Genomic DNA, 18,380 nt, shown 5'->3' on the forward strand with positions numbered 1-18,380 from the left:
GAAAAAGGAGACCGGACATGGCAATCGCCTTCAAGCAAGAAACATTCCGGAACGATTTCAGCTACCGGAACAGCCCCGGGAATATCCGTCGTTTCCCGTTTCCCTTCGACCGCGACGAATACATGTATTCGGTCAACATGGAACCGCATGTGCGCGGCCGGGCGGGAACCGTCTACGAAAACCTGATCGATGTCGACGAGCATTACGTCGCCGAGATGCAGGATCGGGCGCTGGTGCTGAAGGAAGATCCGTTGCGCTACCAGGCGCTGCCGCACATGATGAGTGCGCAATGGGATACGCTCGAACTTCTGATGGAAGAGCAGGCGGCGGGTTATCCCGACCACTTCACGCTGATCCGCAACGGCGACCAGTGGCGCTGGATCAACCGGCCGCTCGGCATCGACGACAGCTTCACCTTCGGCGATGTCTCGACGCTGCCCTATGAGCCCTTCGAATATATCACCCGCCAGGCCCAGGGCGATTTCTGCATCGTCGATCAGCGCGACGGCAATCTGTGGATGGATGCCGGCATGGTGACGACGCAGGCCGACTGGTCGCTCGATTTCGACATCGGCATGAACTTCATGGAATGGCACGGGCCGGTGCCGCTCGCCCATCAGATCGGCGTCTTCGACCGGGCGCTGAAATTCCTTCTGAACCTTCAGCAGGGCAAGCCGACGCGGCGTTTCAACTGGACGATGACCATCAATCCGCGGCTCGACACCAGCCCGGAGAATTATCACAAATGGGGTCCCGACCGCACGACGGTGACGCCTGACAATGTCGGCGAGAAGGTGCATCTGCGGGTCGAGCTGCAAAGCCTCTGGCGCCTGCCACGCTCCAACGCCATCCTTTTCGTCATCCGCTGCTACCTGATGAACATGGAAGAGCTCATCACTGTGCCTAAATGGGCGCGGCGCTTCCCGCGGGTGCTGAAGACGCTGCCGCCGGAACTCATCGACTATAAGGGCCTCACCCGCTACCGCGAGACCACGATCGACTGGCTTTCCAAATATGACGACGGGGCTCCGACCAGCCCCGGTATTTATCCGGATTGAGAGAAATGCCTTAACGCTTTGAATTTCTGGATGATTTTGGCTCGAGGAGTTATCCAGGAGATGATGCCATATAATCAAAAGGGGAATGCTTCATGACAAGAGTAGCCGTGATCGGTGCCGGTCCTTCCGGGCTTGCGCAGCTGCGCGCCTTTCAATCGGCTGCCCAGAAGGGCGCCGAAATCCCGGAGATTGTCTGCTTCGAAAAGCAGTCGGACTGGGGCGGGCTCTGGAACTATACCTGGCGCACCGGCCTCGACGAATATGGCGAACCGGTCCATGGCAGCATGTATCGCTATCTCTGGTCGAACGGCCCGAAGGAATGCCTCGAATTCGCCGACTATTCCTTCGAGGAGCATTTCGGCAAACCGATCGCCTCCTATCCGCCTCGCGCCGTGCTCTGGGACTATATCAAGGGCCGCGTCGAGAAGGCGAATGTCCGTCACTGGGTGCGCTTCAGCACGCCGGTGCGCATGGTCCGCTTCGATGAGGCCACGAAGAAATTCACGGTGACGGCGCATAACCGCATCGAAGACCGGATGTATGACGAGGAATTCGACTATGTCGTCGTTGCATCAGGCCATTTCTCGACCCCGAACGTGCCTTATTTCGAGGGCGTCAAGACCTTCAACGGCCGCGTCCTGCACGCTCATGATTTCCGCGACGCACTCGAGTTCAAGGGCAAGGACATCCTGATCGTCGGCCGCAGCTATTCGGCGGAAGACATCGGTTCGCAGTGCTGGAAATACGGCGCGAAATCGGTGACGACGAGCTACCGCTCGAAGCCGATGGGCTTCAAATGGCCGGAGAATTTCGAAGAACGGCCGCTGCTGACCAAGCTCGAAAACCGCACCGCGCATTTCCTCGACGGGTCGAGTAAGGAAGTCGACGCCCTGATCCTCTGCACCGGATACCAGCACCATTTCCCCTTCCTGCCCGACGACCTCCGGCTGAAGACGGCCAACCGCCTGTGGGCCGACAGCCTCTACAAGGGCGTGATCTTCGACAAGAACCCGCAGCTCTTCTATATCGGCATGCAGGACCAGTTCTATACTTTCAACATGTTCGACGTTCAGGCCTGGTGGGCGCGCGACGTGATGATGGGCCGCATCACCCTGCCGCCGGAAGAGGAACTGAAGGCGAATTTCGACATGTGGCGCGCCCGCGAGGAGACGCTCGAAGATGCCGAGCAGATGATCTGGTATCAGGGCGACTACGTGAAGGAACTGCTCGCCGAGACCGATTATCCCTCCTTCGACATCGAGGGTACCAACCGGACCTTCATGGAATGGGAACATCACAAGGCCCACAACATCATGGGCTTCCGCGACCATGCCTACCGGTCGCTCATGACCGGCAACATGTCGCCGAAGCATCATACGCCGTGGGTCGAGGCGCTGGACGATTCCATGGAGGAATATCTGCGCAACTGAAGACGGCATGCCGCATATTTATTAGGTCCGAATCGATTTTCGGATAAAATCATTCGGCAAATTCAATGTGCTACGGCCCCGCATGGCAGGAAGAGAGCCGTTCGTTGCGGCTCCTCCAACGTTTAAAGTGAAGTGAGTAATCCAATTCGCAACTCCTCCTTTCGAGCGAGGCCTTCATGGATTTCCAAACGAGCATTCTCGGGCGCATGAGCGGTTTTCTTTACCGCTGCCGCGCCGACGAAAACTACACGATGCTAGAGATGACCAACGGCATCGAGCGCATTTTCGGTTACCCCGCCGACGAAATCATCGGCAACAGGACACGGACTTTCACCTCGATCATGTACGAGGAAGACGTGCCTTTGATGGACGAGGTGGTCGGGCGGGCGCTCGAGCAGCGGACGGACTGGACGATGGAATACCGCATCCGCCACGCCAAGGGCCATCTCATCTGGGTGACCGAGACCGGTGGCGGCATCTGGGACGAGAAGGGTGAACTTCTCTATCTCGAGGGCAGCATCATCAATATCGAATCGCTCTATCAGCGAATCGACGAACAGACCGCCGACATGCGCGTCACCGCCTCGAAAACCAACGAGATCCTGCAGTCGCTGCGCTATCTCAAGCTGCTCGCCGTCAATGCTGGCATCGAGGCCGCGCGCGCCGGGACCGCCGGATCGGGCTTTGCGGTGCTTGCCGCCGAGATGCGAACGCTCGCCAACTCCTCGGAAGAGGCCGCACGCGCCATTTCCGACGCCCAACGCAAGGCGCAAGGCTGATCGTTACCCAAGCGATGGTTGAATTTGCGGCTCACGACGAAGGCCGTCCGGTTAACTATGTCGAGCATCTTCTAGTCGCGCTGTAATTCCAATGAGTTGGTACAATCCCGCCCGCGAAAAAGCTCGTGCCGTTGCAGGGAATGTTAAGGCCGCGTTAACCTTTTGTTAACCATACCGGCGGTAGACATGGTCAACGATTTCTTCACATAGATGACCAAAGTGCTAACAGACGCTCGCTCTATCCGCATCAAGGGCCGCTCTTTCCTGGCGGTCATGCTCTCCCCAGATCTGCCGATCGATGATTGGCTGGCCAGGCTGGACGATCTGGCTGCCCGTTCGGCCGGCTTCTTCCTCGGACGGCCTGTCGTGCTCGATTTGACGGACCTGCAAATCGACCGGCCGCAGCTGAAGGACCTCATCGCCGAACTTGCCAAGCGCAATGTCAGCATCATGGGTATCGAGGGCGCTCGGCCGTCGATTCTGGGCGCGGGCATGCCTCCGGCGCTGAAAGGCGGCCGCTCCGCCTCCGACATCGAGGTTCAGCCGAACGAGCCTGCCGATTCGGCGACCAAGCCGGCAGCGACCGAGACCCGCCCCGTAACGACAACGCAATCCATCGTCATCAGGGAACCGGTACGCTCGGGGCAGTCGGTGATCTTCCCGGAAGGCGACGTCACCATCGTCGGCTCAGTCGCCTCGGGCGCCGAGGTGATCGCCGGCGGCTCCGTCCATATCTACGGCGCGTTGCGCGGCCGAGCCATGGCGGGCTCCATCGGAAACGCATCGGCGCGGATCTTTTGTCGCAAGCTCGAGGCTGAGCTCGTCGCAATCGACGGCATCTACAAAATGGCGGAAGACATGGCCCCCAATCTTCGTGGACAGGCTGTTCAGCTCTGGCTCGAAGAGGACGCGATCATGGCGGAAAAACTGATCTGACTCGGCTGCGGCCACGGCAAAGGAGAGAGAAATGGGGAAAGTGATCGTCGTCACGTCAGGCAAGGGCGGGGTCGGAAAGACGACCTCGACCGCCGCATTGGGAGCGGCGCTGGCGCAACGCAATGAAAAGGTCGTCGTCGTCGATTTCGACGTCGGCTTGCGCAATCTCGACCTCGTGATGGGCGCCGAACGCAGGGTCGTCTACGACCTGATCAACGTCATCCAGGGCGACGCCAAGCTCACCCAGGCGCTGATCCGCGACAAGCGGTTGGAGACGCTGTTCCTGCTGCCGGCCTCCCAAACCCGGGACAAGGACAATCTGACAGCCGAGGGCGTCGAGCGCGTCATCAACGATCTGAAGCGCTACTTCGACTGGATCATCTGCGACAGCCCCGCCGGGATCGAGCGTGGCGCGACACTTGCCATGCGCCATGCCGACGTAGCCGTCGTCGTCACCAATCCGGAAGTCTCGTCGGTGCGCGACTCCGACCGGATCATTGGCCTGCTCGATGCCAAGACCGCCAAGGCCGAACGCGGCGAGCGGATGGAAAAGCACCTGCTGCTCACCCGTTACGACGCCAACCGCGCCGAACGCGGTGACATGCTGAAGGTCGACGACGTCCTGGAGATCCTCTCCATCCCGCTCCTCGGCATCGTGCCGGAGAGCATGGACGTCCTGCGTGCGTCCAACATCGGCGCGCCGGTGACGCTGGCGGAAAGCCGCAGCGCGGCTGCGATGGCATATTTCGATGCGGCTCGCCGGCTCGCCGGCGAAACCTTGCCGATCACGATCCCCGAGGAAAAGCGCAATCTTTTCGGCAAGATCTTCGGACGGAGGGCAGCATGAACATTTTCCGTCTATTCAACAAGCAGAGAACGGCACCCGCCGCCCGCGAACGCTTGCAGGTGCTCCTTGCACACGAACGCTCATCGGCAGGATCGGACCTTGTTTCGCTGCTGCGCGAGGAAATCCTTGCGGTAATCGCAAAGCATGTCGAGCTCGACCACGACAAGGTGCAGGTGACGATCGACCGCAACGAGTTTGTCTCCACTCTTGAGATCGACGTGGAAATCCCGCTGAACGCAGCCGTACAGGCCGCTTGAGGGCAAGATCCGGGAGACGACGGACGGAACCGATCGTCGTCTCCTGAACACGAAGTGGGTTACGATCGCGGGCGCGCCTTCTGCGGATCGTAATGCGAAAGCGGCACGATCGTCGCCGGCAGGCGCTTCTGGTGGCCGTCGAGCTTGCCGATCTCGACCTCGGTGCCCGGGCTTGCATGCATCACATCGATACGGGCGAGCGCGATCGTCTTGCCGAGAACAGGCGAGCGCGTCGCGCTGGTGACGACGCCGATCTGGGCCCGGCCGATATGGATGCAGTCACCATGGCCGACCGCCTCGTTGGCCTTGATGTCGAGGCCGACGAGCAGATGGCGCGGATGCTCCTTGCGCCGGATCAGCGCTTCGCGGCCGATGAAATCGTCCTGCTTGGATTTCAGCGGCACGGTGAAGCCGATGCCGGCCTCGAACGGGTCCGTCTGGTCGGTGAATTCGTGATGGGCGAAGATCAGGCCCGCCTCGATGCGGACCATGTCGAGCGCTTCCAGCCCCATCGGCTTCAGCCCGTGCGGTTGGCCTGCCTCCCAGACGGCATCGAACACCGTCAGCGCATCCTTCGGATGACAGAAGATCTCGTAGCCGAGCTCGCCGGTATAGCCCGTGCGCGAGACGACGACCGGGGCGCCCTCGAATCCGCCGATGCGGCCAACCGCGAAGCGGAACCATTCGAGCTCGCCGATCGCGGGCTGGCGCGGCGCCGTCCAGATGATCTCCTTCAGGATATCGCGACTCCTCGGGCCTTGCAGCGCGATATTGTGCAATTGGTCGGTCGATGATCGAACCCAGGCCTTGAAGCCCTTCTTCTCGGCTTGCTGACGCAGCCATATGCCGCTGAAATCATCGCCGCCGATCCAGCGGAAGTTCTTGTCGCCGAGCCTGAAGAGCGTGCCGTCATCAATCATGCCGCCATTTTCGTAGCACATCGCGGAATAGACGACCTGGCCGGTCGAGAGTTTGCGAACATCGCGCGTCAGGCAGTATTGCAGCAGTTCCTCGGCGTCCGGGCCCGTCACTTCGAACTTCCGCAAGGGCGAGAGATCGATGACGGCGGCGCGCTCGCGGCAGGCCCAGTATTCCTCGACCGGACCTTCGGACGAGAAGCGGTTCGGCAACCAGTAGCCGCGATATTCCGTAAAATCTCGCGTCAACGCCGAGAGGCGTGGATGGAAGGCGGTTTCGCGCGTCAGTTCGGCTTCGGCATCTGGGGTCATGCGATAGGCTACCGCTCGTGAGAATTTCTCTTTTCCGGAAAATGTACGGACGTGGATATCCGTCGGATCCCAGCCGTTCGCCGCATCGATATCGTCAGGGCAGGACGATGAGACGCAGACGAGATCGGTCAGCGCCCGCATCAGCACGTAATCGCCGGGACGCGACCAGGGTTCGTCGAGATAGAGCTGGTTGTTGTGGTCGATATTGGTGTTGTAGAAATAGTTCAGCGCTTCCCAGCCCTTGCGCCCGGCAATACCGTAAGGCGCCAGCGCCGCGTTGAAGTTGTCCGTGCAGTTGACGTGGCCGGGATAACCCATGTCGTCGTAATAGCGCGAATTGCAGGCCGTCGCGAAGGCGTCATGGCGGCCGACGGTATCCTGGACGACCTCGACCAGCGGCTCGAAGTCACGGTCGAAGGCCTTGGACGGCAGGCCGGGCGTGGGATAGCTGCGGCCGAGCAGGGTGCGGGTGACGGTCGAATCGAGCGCAAGATCGAGCCCCTTGTCGACCTTGCGGGCGGCAAAGGCCTGGAAATCGGTACACTGGCGCCCATAGACGTCGATGATCTGAATGAATTCGCCGGCGCGCACGAAATAGGCGGCTGCGCTTGCCGCCCGGATGCGGATATCCTCGATCGGATCGGCCGCCGGTTCCGGCAGCGCGGAGGCATAGTCGCGGATCAGCAGGCTGCGCTTGATCCGGATCTCGATCGGCGTCGCCGTGTCCTGCGCCTCTGGCGACATGGCGCCGGCGGGTGCCGCAACGATCAGCAGACCCTTCATGGCAATCGTGAACTCTGCCCGGCTGCCCGGCGTCGATCCTGCCCCGAAGATGAGGAGCGCTCCGGCGGCTGCGAGATCGGCCCCGCGCCGCTGAAGTGCCGCGCGCGTGCGGGCAGCACTCTCATCCTCCGCCTGAAGAATGGCCTTCAAACCCTCGGCTGAATTGCTGAATGCCGTTCCGAGACCGGCTGCCTGGAAGCGGCCTTTTTCGTCAAGGAAGGAGAGCTCACAAATCTGCCCGCCTTCGCTGTCGATGACGCTCACGCGATCACCCGCCTCCACGCGTACGACGACCGATCCGCCACCCTTTGCCCGGTAACGTTCCATGCCCTCCGGCAGGGCGGGATTACCGGGATAATGGACGAGGCTCGGAACGACCGTTCGGGGGCCTGGCATGACAGGATAAAGTTCTCGCATTCTACCCTCATGGGGATCGGCATGCCCTTCGGCATACACCCATACAGGTTACAAAATGCCTGTGGAAAGTAAAGTGATGTTGACTAAAAAGAAAATATCTTCACTATGCATAAAGAGTTCAGACTCGGAGAATCCGTCGGGAGCGCGGATCACCAAAATAATCCGAGCGGGCTTGAGACGGTCAGGGAGACACGTTCAGGGAGACGTACAGAGATACGTCCGGAACAATCGAATGGGGAATTTCACCGATGACAGATATTGTGGAGGCCGGAATTGCATCCGGCACCGAAGGTAAGCTTATACGCGCGCTCGACTGGAAGGGCGCATTCTGGGTGGCTGCGGGCGTGCCGCCGCTCGTTCTCTTCTCCATCGGCGGCATCGCAGGCACGACGGGCAAGCTCGCCTTCGTCGTCTGGATCATCTCGATGGTTATGGGTTTCCTGCAATCCTTCACCTATGCCGAGATCGCCGGCATGTTCGGCAACAAATCCGGCGGGGCCTCCGTCTACGGCGCCACCGCCTGGCTGCGCTATTCGAAATTCATCGCGCCCCTGTCGGTCTGGTGCAACTGGTTTGCCTGGTCGCCGGTGCTTTCGCTCGGCTGCGCCATCGCCGCCGGCTATATTCTCAATGCATTTTTCCCGATTCCCGCAGCCGATTCACAAATGGTCCTCGACTGGATCGCCGCGCATGCCGCTTCCGTTACGGCCGACAGCCCCCGCGTCGTCGAATATATTGCAGCCCATGCCGGCACGACGCCTGATGATGCTGTCAAGGCGCTGCTCGGCGCCGACGGCGTCGCGGCGCTTACGCCGGCGATCCGCAGTTGGTCGCTCGCAAGCTTCAGCATTCCATACCTCGCCACCGCCAACATCAACGCCACCTTCTTCATCGGCGGCATCCTGATGCTGATCATCTTCGCGATCCAGCATCGCGGCATCTCGGAAACCGCAAGCGTGCAGAAGTGGCTGGCGATCATCGTGCTGGTGCCGCTCCTGATCATCGGCCTCTACCCGATCATCAGCGGCCAGGTCGTCGCCGCCAACGTCACCGGCCTCTTGCCGCCGACGGCCGCCTATACGGCCTCCGACGGCACCTGGAGCAACGGCGGCTGGACGCTCTTCCTCGGCGGTCTCTACATCGCCGCCTGGTCGACCTACGGCTTCGAGACGGCCGTCTGCTACACCCGGGAACTGAAGAACCCGAAGACCGATACCTTCAAGGCGATCTTCTATTCCGGCCTGGCCTGCTGCCTGTTCTTCTTCCTGGTGCCATTCGCCTTCCAGGGCGTTCTCGGCCATGCCGGTATGCTCGCTCCGGGCATCGTCGACGGCACGGGCGTTGCCGAAGCGCTCGGCGGCCTGATCGGCGCCGGCCGGGTGATCACCCAGCTACTCGTCGTATTGATGATCCTGGCGCTCTTCCTCGCCATCATGACGGCGATGGCCGGTTCCTCGCGCACGCTCTACCAGGGTTCGAAGGATGGCTGGCTGCCGAAATATCTCGACCATGCCAACGAGCACGGCGCCCCGACGCGGGCCATGTGGACCGACTTCGCCTTCAACCTCTTCCTTCTGGCGATCGCTTCGGATGCCGGCGGCTATTTCTTCGTGCTTGCCGTCTCGAATGTCGGCTACATCATCTTCAATTTCCTGAACCTCAATTCCGGCTGGATCCACCGGATAGATTCCGGCCATATCGAACGCCCCTGGAAGGCGCCGAGCTGGCTGATCGGCCTCAACACCGTGCTCGCCTTTGTCAACGCGCTCTTCCTCGGCGCCGGCGCCAAGGTCTGGGGTTACTCCAATGCGCTCTGGGTCGGCTTCATCTTCGCCGCCCTGATCCTGCCGGTCTTCGCCTATCGCCACTATGTGCGCGACGGCGGCAAGTTCCCGGCAGGCGCGATGGAGGATCTCGGCCTCATCGGCCAGGATCTCGGCGTCAGGAAAGCCGGCATGCTGCCCTATCTCGCACTTGTCGGCGGCCTGGCAATCGTCCTTTTCGCCAACTGGTTCTTTCAGCTTCCGGCTTAAAATCGCCTCCCAAGCAGAAAAGCCGCCAAGCCGCCATGGAAACATGGCGGCTTTTTCATGCGCTGATTCTTTGATTTGATCCGATGAGGGTCAGCCGATCCGACCGAGGGGCAAACCCATTCCACCACCGTCAGACAATGGTCTCGCCGCCGTCGACGACGAGAATCTGCCCGGTCATGTAGGACGAGCGGTCCGAGACCAGGAAGAGAATGGGCTCGGCGATTTCGGAGACATCAGCCCAGCGTCCGAGCGGCACCTTCTCGGCGACATAGGCCTCGATCGCGCCGCGGCCGCCCATCTGGGCGATGAAGGGTTCGTTGAACGGCGTATCCACCCAGCCCGGGCAGAGCGCGTTGACGCGGATGCCGAACCTGGCGTAGTCGCCGGCCATCTGCCGGGTCATCGCGATGACCGCATGTTTCGTCGTCGTATAGGCAATCATCTCGCGATCGTAGAGTACGCCCGACGAGGAAGAGGTGTTGAGGATGACGCCGCGGCCCGCCTTCTTCATCAACGGCATGACGAAGCGAGCCGCCATGAAATGCGCTCGGACATTCAGGCTCCAGGACCTGTCGAAACCCTCGACAGCGACCTGCTCCAGATCGCCCGCCACCTGTGCGCCGGCGTGATTGTGGAGGATGTCTATCCGGCCGTGACGTTCGGCGACCGCAGCGATGCCGGCTTCGAGTGCCGTGTCGTCGGTGACGTCGAGAACAAGGCACTCAGCCCTGCCGCCGGCGGCCTCAATCCGGCCGACGGTTTCGGCGGCACTGGCGGCATTCAGGTCGGCCACGACGACGAAAGCACCTTCTCCTGCCATGATCTGCGCGCCGGCCTGGCCGATGCCCGAGCCCGCTCCGGTGACGATCGCGACGCGATTTTCAAGAATCATTGGTGTTTCCCGTTCAGTTTGTTGTTTTCTCGCGCATCAGAAAGCGCGCGATGAGGATTAGTCCCAGCGATGCGACAAGCACCATCGTGGCGATGGCGTTGATCTCCGGCGTCACGCCACGACGGATCGAGGCGAAGACATAAATCGGCAGTGTCGTGTTCGAGCCTGCGACGAAAAAGGCGATGATGAAATCGTCAAAGGAGAAGGTGAAGGCGAGCAGAAAACCGGCCAGGATTGACGGCAGGATCTGCGGCAGCACAATCTGGCGAAAAGTGGTCAATGGCGTGGCGTAGAGATCGCTCGACGCTTCGACGATGTCACGGCCGAGGCTGGCGATGCGTGCTTTGACGATCATTGTCACCAGCGCCATGGTGAAGAGGCCGTGGGCGGCGATGATCGAGCCATAGCCGAGTGATAGCTTCGGCGCCTGTTCGCCTGGCCAGACGGCGGCAATCAGCGGATTGACGAAGCCGAAGACCTCGACCAGCGCCACCAGCGTCGCAATGCCGATGACGACGCCGGGAACGACGATCGCCGCAGCGAACAGTCCGTCGAAGACCGCTCGCGCCCGGGCGCCGAGCCGCTCCATGCCGATCGCCGCCATTGTGCCGAAAATGGCCGCCAGCCCGGCACTGGTAAAGGCGATGGCCAGGCTGTTCTGCAGCGCTTCCATCAGGAAGGTGTTGGCAAGCGCCTTGCCATACCATTGAGTCGAGAAGCCGGTGAAATCGCTGGCATTGCGGCCGGCATTAAAGGAGAACAGCACGACAAGCGCGATCGGCGTATAGAGGAACAGGTAGACTGCGGTGACCAGCGCGCGCATCAGACGAGATCCACTTGGCGCGTACCGGCAACGCGCCAGGCGATGCGCATGGCGATCAACAGCACGATGACGACGACAACGACGAGAGTGACGGCGATCGCAGAGCCGAACGGCCAGTTGCGCGACTGCAGGAAGAGATCGACCAGCGCATTGCCGATGAAGAAGACTTTGCCGCCGCCAAGCAACTGCGGGATCAGATATTCGCCGAGCAGCAGGATGGTAACGAGGGCGATGCCGGTCATCACGCCAGGAAGCGACAGCGGCAGCGTGATGCCGAAAAAGGTCGAAAGCGGCCGCGCGCCGAGATCGGCGGAGGCCTCCAGAAGGCGGCGGTCGAGCTTTTCGAGGCTCACATAGATCGGCATGATCATCAGCGGCAGGTAGCCGTAGACGATGCCGAGCAGCACGGCGCCCGGTGTGTTCAGCAGCCTGACATTTTCGATGCCGACCATCTCCAAGAGATGCGGAATGCCGCGGGCTCCCAAGATGTACATCCAGGCGTAGGTGCGCACGAGAAGGCTCGTCCAGAAGGGCACGACGACGAGGGAGACCAGCAGCAGCCGGTATTTGGCGCTCGCCTTGACGGCCAGGTAATAAGCAACCGGATAGGCGACGAGCAGGCAGGCGAAGGCGCCGATCGGCGCAAGGATCAGCGTGTTCTTGAAGGCTGCGGCGCGCGAACCGAGATTGGCAAACTGCGCAAAGGTAAAAGCCGCCTGATAACCACCTTCGGGCGCCCGCTCGCCGAAGGCAAAGACGATGATGGCGATGAAGGGCAGCACCAGGAACACGAACAGCCAGATGCTGGCCGGACCGACAAGAGCCGCGGTGACAAGGCGCCGATTGGTGTCAGGAGCAAAAGGCATCGAAAGGTTCTTTATCCGCCGATTCTAGGCACGAGACCGGCCCCCTCGCGCCAAGGCGGTGGGGCCGGAGTTGGGAACGGCGATCAAGCCGACTTGAAACGCGCCATCAGCTCCGCCCGGCCTGGATCGGTCAACGTCACCGCCGCGCCGAATTCCAGCGGCGTCAATGAAGCCTCGTCCGGATAGACGATCTTGTTCGCCGTGATCTCCTTCGGCAGCAGCGCGATGACCCGGCTGTCGGTCGTCGGTGCACCATTGGCGACGTGCTCCTTGACGGCATTGGCCGGATCCATGAGGTAGTTGAGCAGCGCGTAACCCGCCGCCTTGTTCGGCGCGTCCTTCGGGATGGCGTAATAGTCGGTCCAGATCTCGCCGCCGTCGGTGCCAAGCACATAGGCGATCTCGGGAACGTCTCGGTTGAGCTGCGCCCCGTCATTGGTCCAGCACATGGTGAGCCAGGCGTCGGTGGCGCGCATGGCCGGTTGGTAGTCGCTGTTGATGGCGAAAAGGTGCGGTTTGACTTTAATCAGCAGTTCCTCGGCCTTGGCGAGTTCGTCCGCCTTGATCGAATTGAAATCGTAGCCGAGCGACACCAGCGCGCTGCCGATCGTCGTCAGCTGATAGTCGTGCACCATGGCGCGGCCGTCGGCTTCCGTCTGGGCGATGTCAAAGAAGTCCTTCCAGCTCGAAAGCTTGGTCTTGATCTTCGCGGTATTGACCGAGAACCCGGTCGTACCCCAGTTCTTCGGCACGGCATAGGTCTTGCCGTCGATCATGCCTTCCTTGGTGAAGCGCGGATTTTCCGTCGCTTGGCTGAAATTCGGGATCTTGGAGAGATCGAGTTCGTCGATCAGGCCGAGCTTGTGGTAGGTGGAGATCGTGTAGTTGGTCGGCACGAAGAGTGACCAGCCGGAGGCGCCCGCCTGGAGCTTGGCCAGCATTTCCTCATTGGAGCCGAAGACGTTGACCTCCACGGCAACGCCGGTCGCCGCCTTGAAATTCTCGAAGGTCGCAGGGTCGTGGTAATTCGGCCAGGTCGCGATCGACATCTGGGTACCGAGATCCTCGGCGTAGGCGGGCGTCGAAAGCGCACCGGGGAAACGCGACAGCACGGCGGTCGCAAGCCCGAGGCCGGTGACGCCGAGGAAGTGGCGGCGGCTGACGGAGCCGCGCTTCAGGCGCATGAACTCGTCCATGAAGCCTTCAGGCGTAATAGGCAGATGATCCTTGTAGTCCTTGCTCATGATGCTGTTCCCTTGTTCTGGTTTATGCATTCGATGCTTATGAAACTTGGGGTGAAGAAACCTCGCCTGGAAAAACGTGAGCCATATCGGGATCGAAGCCGAGGAAAACCGCTTCACCTGGCTCGACCAGATCGCTCTCATTCATGCTGCGCCGGTCGGCGGTGACGAGGAAATCGCCGAGACCCGGAACAGTGACGGCATATTCGGCCGAGGAGCCGAGGAAGATGCGGTGCGTGACCGTGCCGGCAAAGGACGTGCTGCCGACCGCAGCCCGCGTCAGCCGGATCGCCTCGGGACGGATCGCAACGATCACGTCGCCCGTCGCAAGGCCAGGGCGGGCAATGGCTGCAAGCGCCGAACCGTCGCCAAGGCGCAGCGTCGTGCCACCGGTTTCCATCGTCGCACCGATCCGGTTGGTCTTGCCGACGAAATCGGCGACGAAAAGATCGGCCGGGCGGTCGTAGACCTCTTGCGGCGTACCGAGCTGACGAATGCGCCCGGCGCTCATGACGCAGACGACGTCCGCCATCGACAGCGCTTCTTCCTGATCGTGGGTGACGAGCACGAAGGTGATGCCGAGCTCGCGCTGCAACGTCTGCAATTCGATCTGCATGGCCGAGCGCAGCTTCTTGTCGAGCGCGGCCAGCGGCTCGTCAAGCAGCAGCACCGAAGGCCGGTTGACGATCGCGCGCGCCAAGGCCACCCGCTGCTGCTGGCCGCCGGACATCTCGTGGATGCGCCGCTTGGCGAAACCGCCAAGCCGCACCATCTCGAGCGCTTCTGCCGCGCGGCGATTGATCTCGGCCGCCGCAATCCTTGGCCGCATCTGCCGCAAGCCATAGGCGACGTTCTGTTCGACATTGAAATGCGGAAACAGAGCATAATGCTGGAAGACCATGTTGACGGGGCGGCGATAGGCCGGAACGCCGTTCATCTCCCGCCCGTCGATCAGCACGGCGCCCTCGCTCGGCTGCTCAAAGCCGCCGATCATGCGCAGACACGTGGTCTTGCCGCAGCCGGAAGGGCCGAGCAGAGCGAGAAAAGCCCCCTTCGGTACATTCAGATTTATGTCGGTCACGGCGGTCACCGCGCCATAATTCTTGGTGACCGAACGGAATTCGATATCGTTCGTCGAAGCGGATGCCACGCGTCTGTTCCCTGCGGTTGGTTGGTATGGGCAGTCTAGCGCTGCCTTTTTGCCACCGTCGTTGGGGAAACAGTAAGCCAGGGCCGTCGGCGCGGTATATACCCCGAAAGAGGTATTCTGCCTCACATCTCTTCGTGGAAGGTATATATGAAACTTAGCGTATTCCTGCTGAGACGGTTTGGAGAGGCTATCGATGAGCATTGATCTCGAGGCGCTGTTTCAGGCTTTCGACGTCACCGTCGGAAAGACCGCCATGGCGGATGCGGAGTTTGGTGAGACGTTCCGCCGGATGATGGCGGCGCTGGTGCGCTTCGATTATGTCGTGGTTTTTGCCTATCGCGGCAAGGAACGGCCGATTGATCTCTACAGCACCTTCGATCCAGAGGAAAACGTCGTTTTCGTCACCCTCTATCAGGTTGGTCCGTACCTGCTCGATCCATTTTACCATACCGCCCGTGCGCGCCGCCCGGGCGTCTTCCGCATGCGCGAGCTGGCGCCTGACCGCTTCTTCTCCAGCGAATATTACCGGAGCTATTATGTCCAGACGGGACTTGCCGAGGAGATCGGCTTCTTCGTGACACTCGACGACGATATCACCGTCGTGCTGTCGCTGATGCGCCGGGAAAAGACCGGCCCGTTTCCGCCGGCTGAATTCGCGCTTCTGAAAAAGGCCGAACCTTTCGTGGCGAGCCTTGTCCGGCATTTCTGGCCGCGGCTCGGCGCCCGCTTCGACGCGCAACGCGATGCCGGCTTGCGAAAAGGGAGGAAAAGCGGTGCGGCGGCGCAGGCGCTGCAGCCGGCCGACACTGTCTGGCGCGACCTCAAGTTGACGAGCCGCGAAACCGCGATCGTCGATCTGGTATTGCAGGGACATTCCTCGGAATCGATCGGCCTCAGGCTCAACATCTCGACGGGCACGGTGAAGGTCCATCGCCGCAACGTCTACCGCAAGCTCGGCATCTCCTCGCAGACGCAGCTTTTATCGATCTACCTGAAGACAATCGGCAGCACGGGCGACCGACCAGCAGCCCAAAGCACGCGATAAGCCTCGACCCGGACGGCCTGTCCGCTTGAAGCAGACAGGCTTCGTTCAGTTGCGGCCGGAGGGCTCAGCGGCCGCCTTCGATCTTGCGGTGGCGCTGGTTGATGCCGCCCTTGCCGTAGGGATAGTCCAGAGGTTGCGGGGCGCTGACCTCGTTGAGCTTCGCCATCTCCTCCTTGGAGAGTTCGACCTTCATCGCGCCGAGATTGTCGGCGAGCTGTTCGGGGGTGCGGGCGCCGAGGATGACCGAGGTCACGGCCGGCTGCGCCGCCGTCCAGGCGAGCGCCACCTGCGCCATGCTGACACCGCGGGCTCTGGCGATCTCCTCGACCGCGCCGATGATCGCCCAGGTGCGTTCCTGAGCGTTGCGCGGCGCATAGGATTCGCTGCCGCGATTGGGGTTCTCGCCAAGGCGGGTGGCGCCGGTCGGCATCTCGTCCCGCTTGTACTTGCCGGTGAGCCAGCCGCCGCCGAGCGGCGACCACGGCAGGAGACCCATGCCGGCATCCTGGCAGGCCGCGACGATTTCGAGCTCGATGTCGCGCGCCAACAGGCTGTATTGCGGCTGCAGCGTCACCGGACGCGTATAACCGCGCGCCTTGGCGATCTCCGAAGCCTTGGCGATATGCCAGCCGACATAATTGGAGAAGCCGTAATAGCCGATCTTGCCTGATGAAACCGCATCGTCCAGGAAGCGCAGCGTCTCTTCGATCGGCGTCAGCGCGTCCCAGGCATGCATCTGGTAGAGGTCGATCTGCTCGAGGCCGAGGCGGCGCAGCGAGTCGTCGAGCGCCTGGCCGAGATGCCGGCGCGACAGGCCGATATCGTTGGGTCCGTTGCCCATCGGAAAACGCCCCTTGGTGGCGACGATCGCCTGGCGGGCCTCGGTCGGGCGCGCCTTCAGCCAGCGGCCGATGATCTCTTCCGACTTGCCGGCACTGTAGACGTCGGCGGTGTCGATGAAATTGCCGCCCCAGGCGAAATAATCGTCGAGCAGCTTGTGCGAGGCCGCTTCGTCGGCCTCCGCGCCAAAGGTCATGGTGCCGAGGCAATAGGCGGTGACGACGGTCCCGCTCGGACCGAGCTTGCGATAATCCATGTCTTCCTCCTCATGCGGATACCCGCGGCCGACGCGCAAAATCGTCGGGGTAGAAGCCGGGGCTCCTGCAATCAATGACAATATCGTGCTTGAAGCGGCCTCTGCCGCCGGATGAGGTATAGCGCCCCAAGCTGGGGTAGCGCGGGGGCGAGAGCAGAATAGCCAATCCCGCCCGTGCGACAAGTGGGAAAAAATATTTCCGACAACGTTTACGGATGTTGCCGAAACAGAGCAACGATCAGATCGGCGGCGGCAACACCGGTCTCATAGGCGCCATGTGCCGTCGAATAACGGGCGCGCGAACAGGCTTCGCCGGCAAAGAAAATCCGCCCGTCATGCGGTGCGGCAAGGACCCCGCGCAGATCGGAGGCGCCGGGTTCCGCATAGGAATAGGAACCGCCGATATGAGGCGTCGCGGCCCAAGCCGAGACCGCCGCCATCGACAGCTGCTTGCGGATGTCGGCGCCGAATTGTGCCGCCAGCTCGTCCGCGGCGAAGGAGAAGGCAGCCTCTGCCCCCGCTCGCTCCAGATCATGCGCGAGATCGCCGGCAAAATAGGCTTCGACGACTGGCGCGCCGAACGGCCGCAGCTGATAGGTGCCGGTCGCACCGCGACTGGTCGAGCCGAGCATATGCGTATCCGCCGGCATTGCCTCCGGATCGGCGAGGCCGAGGAAGAGCTTGTCGGCAAGCCCCAGCGGCAAACGAGCTGCCGCTTCGATCTTGTCGGGCAGGGGAGGATCGAAGGCGATCCTGCCGGCGGCAAGCACGTTCGTGGAAACAGTGACGAGCACAGTCCGGGCGGTGATCAATCCCTGGCTCGTCTCGATGCTGATACGGCCGGCATGGCGGTGGTCGACTCGTCTTGCTTCGACGCCAAGCCTTGTCCGGAGCGGCGCACCATAAAGCGCGATCAATGTTCCGTAGCCCTGCCGCACACGCCAGTCGGGACCGGCGCCCGGATCATACCTGTTGTAGTCGGCGATCGACGAGCGCTCCAATTCTGCGCCGGTGATGTAAGTGCCGATCGCCCGGATCTGGCCGTTCCAGCGACCGTCCGGCTGGAGCTCTGCTGCCAGGTCGCTATCCATGCCTTCATGGCTTTCGAGGCGTTCGAAATAAGCGCCGATCGCCTGCTGCGCCGCCTGGATCTCCGCATCGTCCCGCTGGAGCCGCCGCCCGCCGTTCCAGGGTGCCGGAGAGCGGTCGACCGTCAGACCGATCTCGCCGGCAATTGCCGTCCAGGCATTGGTCCGCGCCCCGTGCAGCCATCCGCAACCGAGATCGAAACCCACATCGCCGGTTCCGGGCAGCCCGACCGTCCAGGCCCGGCCACCGAGGCGGTCAGCGGCTTCGAGCAGGAGGACAGTAAGACCGGGCCGGATTGCCAGCAGGCGTCGGGCAGCGGCAATACCGGCAGCGCCGGCGCCGATGATGACGACGTCTTCGTCGGCCTCCATGATGTCGTCACGGGGCATGGTTTCTCCTTCAGCCGCTG

Annotated in this window: 16 protein-coding genes; 8 read left to right on the forward strand and 8 right to left on the reverse strand. The window is 61.8% G+C overall.

The window, feature by feature from the left end:
- The first annotated feature begins 17 nt into the window (after positions 1 to 17).
- The 6 genes from PH551_RS22610 (at position 18) to minE (ending at position 5,307) form a co-directional block, all read left to right on the forward strand.
- Positions 18 to 1,058 carry a heme-dependent oxidative N-demethylase family protein gene (locus PH551_RS22610; RefSeq protein WP_285195090.1) on the forward strand — a complete coding sequence of 347 codons (1,041 nt, stop codon included), beginning with the start codon at positions 18 to 20 and terminating at the stop codon, positions 1,056 to 1,058.
- 92 nt (positions 1,059 to 1,150) lie between these two features.
- Complete coding sequence (locus PH551_RS22615; protein ID WP_085781200.1) at positions 1,151 to 2,488, forward strand: NAD(P)-binding domain-containing protein; 1,338 nt, start codon at positions 1,151 to 1,153, stop codon at positions 2,486 to 2,488.
- Between the two features lie 176 nt (positions 2,489 to 2,664).
- Positions 2,665 to 3,267, forward strand: a complete 603-nt coding sequence (locus PH551_RS22620) for a methyl-accepting chemotaxis protein (RefSeq protein ID WP_085781199.1) — start codon at positions 2,665 to 2,667, stop codon at positions 3,265 to 3,267.
- A 210-nt stretch (positions 3,268 to 3,477) separates the two neighbouring features.
- The gene (minC, locus tag PH551_RS22625; protein WP_285195093.1) at positions 3,478 to 4,203 is read left to right on the forward strand and encodes a septum site-determining protein MinC; all 726 of its coding nucleotides are present in this window, start codon (positions 3,478 to 3,480) and stop codon (positions 4,201 to 4,203) included.
- Positions 4,204 to 4,234: 31 nt separating this feature from the next.
- Complete coding sequence (minD, locus tag PH551_RS22630; protein WP_064684611.1) at positions 4,235 to 5,050, forward strand: septum site-determining protein MinD; 816 nt, start codon at positions 4,235 to 4,237, stop codon at positions 5,048 to 5,050.
- Positions 5,047 to 5,307, forward strand: a complete 261-nt coding sequence (minE, locus tag PH551_RS22635) for a cell division topological specificity factor MinE (protein WP_011428260.1) — start codon at positions 5,047 to 5,049, stop codon at positions 5,305 to 5,307. The genes minD and minE overlap by 4 nt, the downstream gene beginning before the upstream one ends.
- A gap of 59 nt (positions 5,308 to 5,366) precedes the next feature.
- Here minE and PH551_RS22640 read toward each other — a convergent pair whose 3' ends face one another.
- On the reverse strand, positions 5,367 to 7,736 hold the full coding sequence (locus PH551_RS22640; RefSeq protein ID WP_285195102.1) for a trimethylamine N-oxide demethylase: 2,370 nt from the start codon (positions 7,734 to 7,736) through the stop codon (positions 5,367 to 5,369).
- Positions 7,737 to 7,984: 248 nt separating this feature from the next.
- On the opposite strand from PH551_RS22640, the gene PH551_RS22645 reads away from it, so the two are divergent.
- Positions 7,985 to 9,769, forward strand: a complete 1,785-nt coding sequence (locus tag PH551_RS22645; RefSeq protein ID WP_285195104.1) for a trimethylamine N-oxide permease — start codon at positions 7,985 to 7,987, stop codon at positions 9,767 to 9,769.
- A 130-nt stretch (positions 9,770 to 9,899) separates the two neighbouring features.
- On the opposite strand, the gene PH551_RS22650 is transcribed toward PH551_RS22645, so the two are convergent.
- The 5 genes from PH551_RS22650 to PH551_RS22670 form a co-directional block, all read right to left on the reverse strand.
- Positions 9,900 to 10,661, reverse strand: coding sequence for an SDR family NAD(P)-dependent oxidoreductase (locus PH551_RS22650; RefSeq protein ID WP_183702024.1), 762 nt, complete (start codon positions 10,659 to 10,661; stop codon positions 9,900 to 9,902).
- Positions 10,662 to 10,674: 13 nt separating this feature from the next.
- Positions 10,675 to 11,484 carry an ABC transporter permease gene (locus tag PH551_RS22655; protein ID WP_085781194.1) on the reverse strand — a complete coding sequence of 270 codons (810 nt, stop codon included), beginning with the start codon at positions 11,482 to 11,484 and terminating at the stop codon, positions 10,675 to 10,677.
- Positions 11,484 to 12,350, reverse strand: coding sequence for an ABC transporter permease (locus tag PH551_RS22660; protein ID WP_285195106.1), 867 nt, complete (start codon positions 12,348 to 12,350; stop codon positions 11,484 to 11,486). Before PH551_RS22660 ends, PH551_RS22655 begins: the two co-directional genes overlap by 1 nt.
- A gap of 83 nt (positions 12,351 to 12,433) precedes the next feature.
- On the reverse strand, positions 12,434 to 13,594 hold the full coding sequence (locus tag PH551_RS22665; protein ID WP_085781192.1) for an ABC transporter substrate-binding protein: 1,161 nt from the start codon (positions 13,592 to 13,594) through the stop codon (positions 12,434 to 12,436).
- Positions 13,595 to 13,631: 37 nt separating this feature from the next.
- Positions 13,632 to 14,741 carry an ABC transporter ATP-binding protein gene (locus PH551_RS22670; protein ID WP_085781191.1) on the reverse strand — a complete coding sequence of 370 codons (1,110 nt, stop codon included), beginning with the start codon at positions 14,739 to 14,741 and terminating at the stop codon, positions 13,632 to 13,634.
- 193 nt (positions 14,742 to 14,934) lie between these two features.
- On the opposite strand from PH551_RS22670, the gene PH551_RS22675 reads away from it, so the two are divergent.
- Complete coding sequence (locus tag PH551_RS22675; RefSeq protein ID WP_285195110.1) at positions 14,935 to 15,786, forward strand: helix-turn-helix transcriptional regulator; 852 nt, start codon at positions 14,935 to 14,937, stop codon at positions 15,784 to 15,786.
- Positions 15,787 to 15,850: 64 nt separating this feature from the next.
- On the opposite strand, the gene PH551_RS22680 is transcribed toward PH551_RS22675, so the two are convergent.
- Positions 15,851 to 16,882, reverse strand: coding sequence for an aldo/keto reductase (locus PH551_RS22680; RefSeq protein WP_085781189.1), 1,032 nt, complete (start codon positions 16,880 to 16,882; stop codon positions 15,851 to 15,853).
- A gap of 209 nt (positions 16,883 to 17,091) precedes the next feature.
- Positions 17,092 to 18,360, reverse strand: coding sequence for a flavin monoamine oxidase family protein (locus PH551_RS22685; protein ID WP_285195113.1), 1,269 nt, complete (start codon positions 18,358 to 18,360; stop codon positions 17,092 to 17,094).
- Between the last annotated feature and the right edge of the window lie 20 nt (positions 18,361 to 18,380).

Source organism: Rhizobium atlanticum (assembly GCF_030182485.1).
Lineage (GTDB): Bacteria > Pseudomonadota > Alphaproteobacteria > Rhizobiales > Rhizobiaceae > Rhizobium.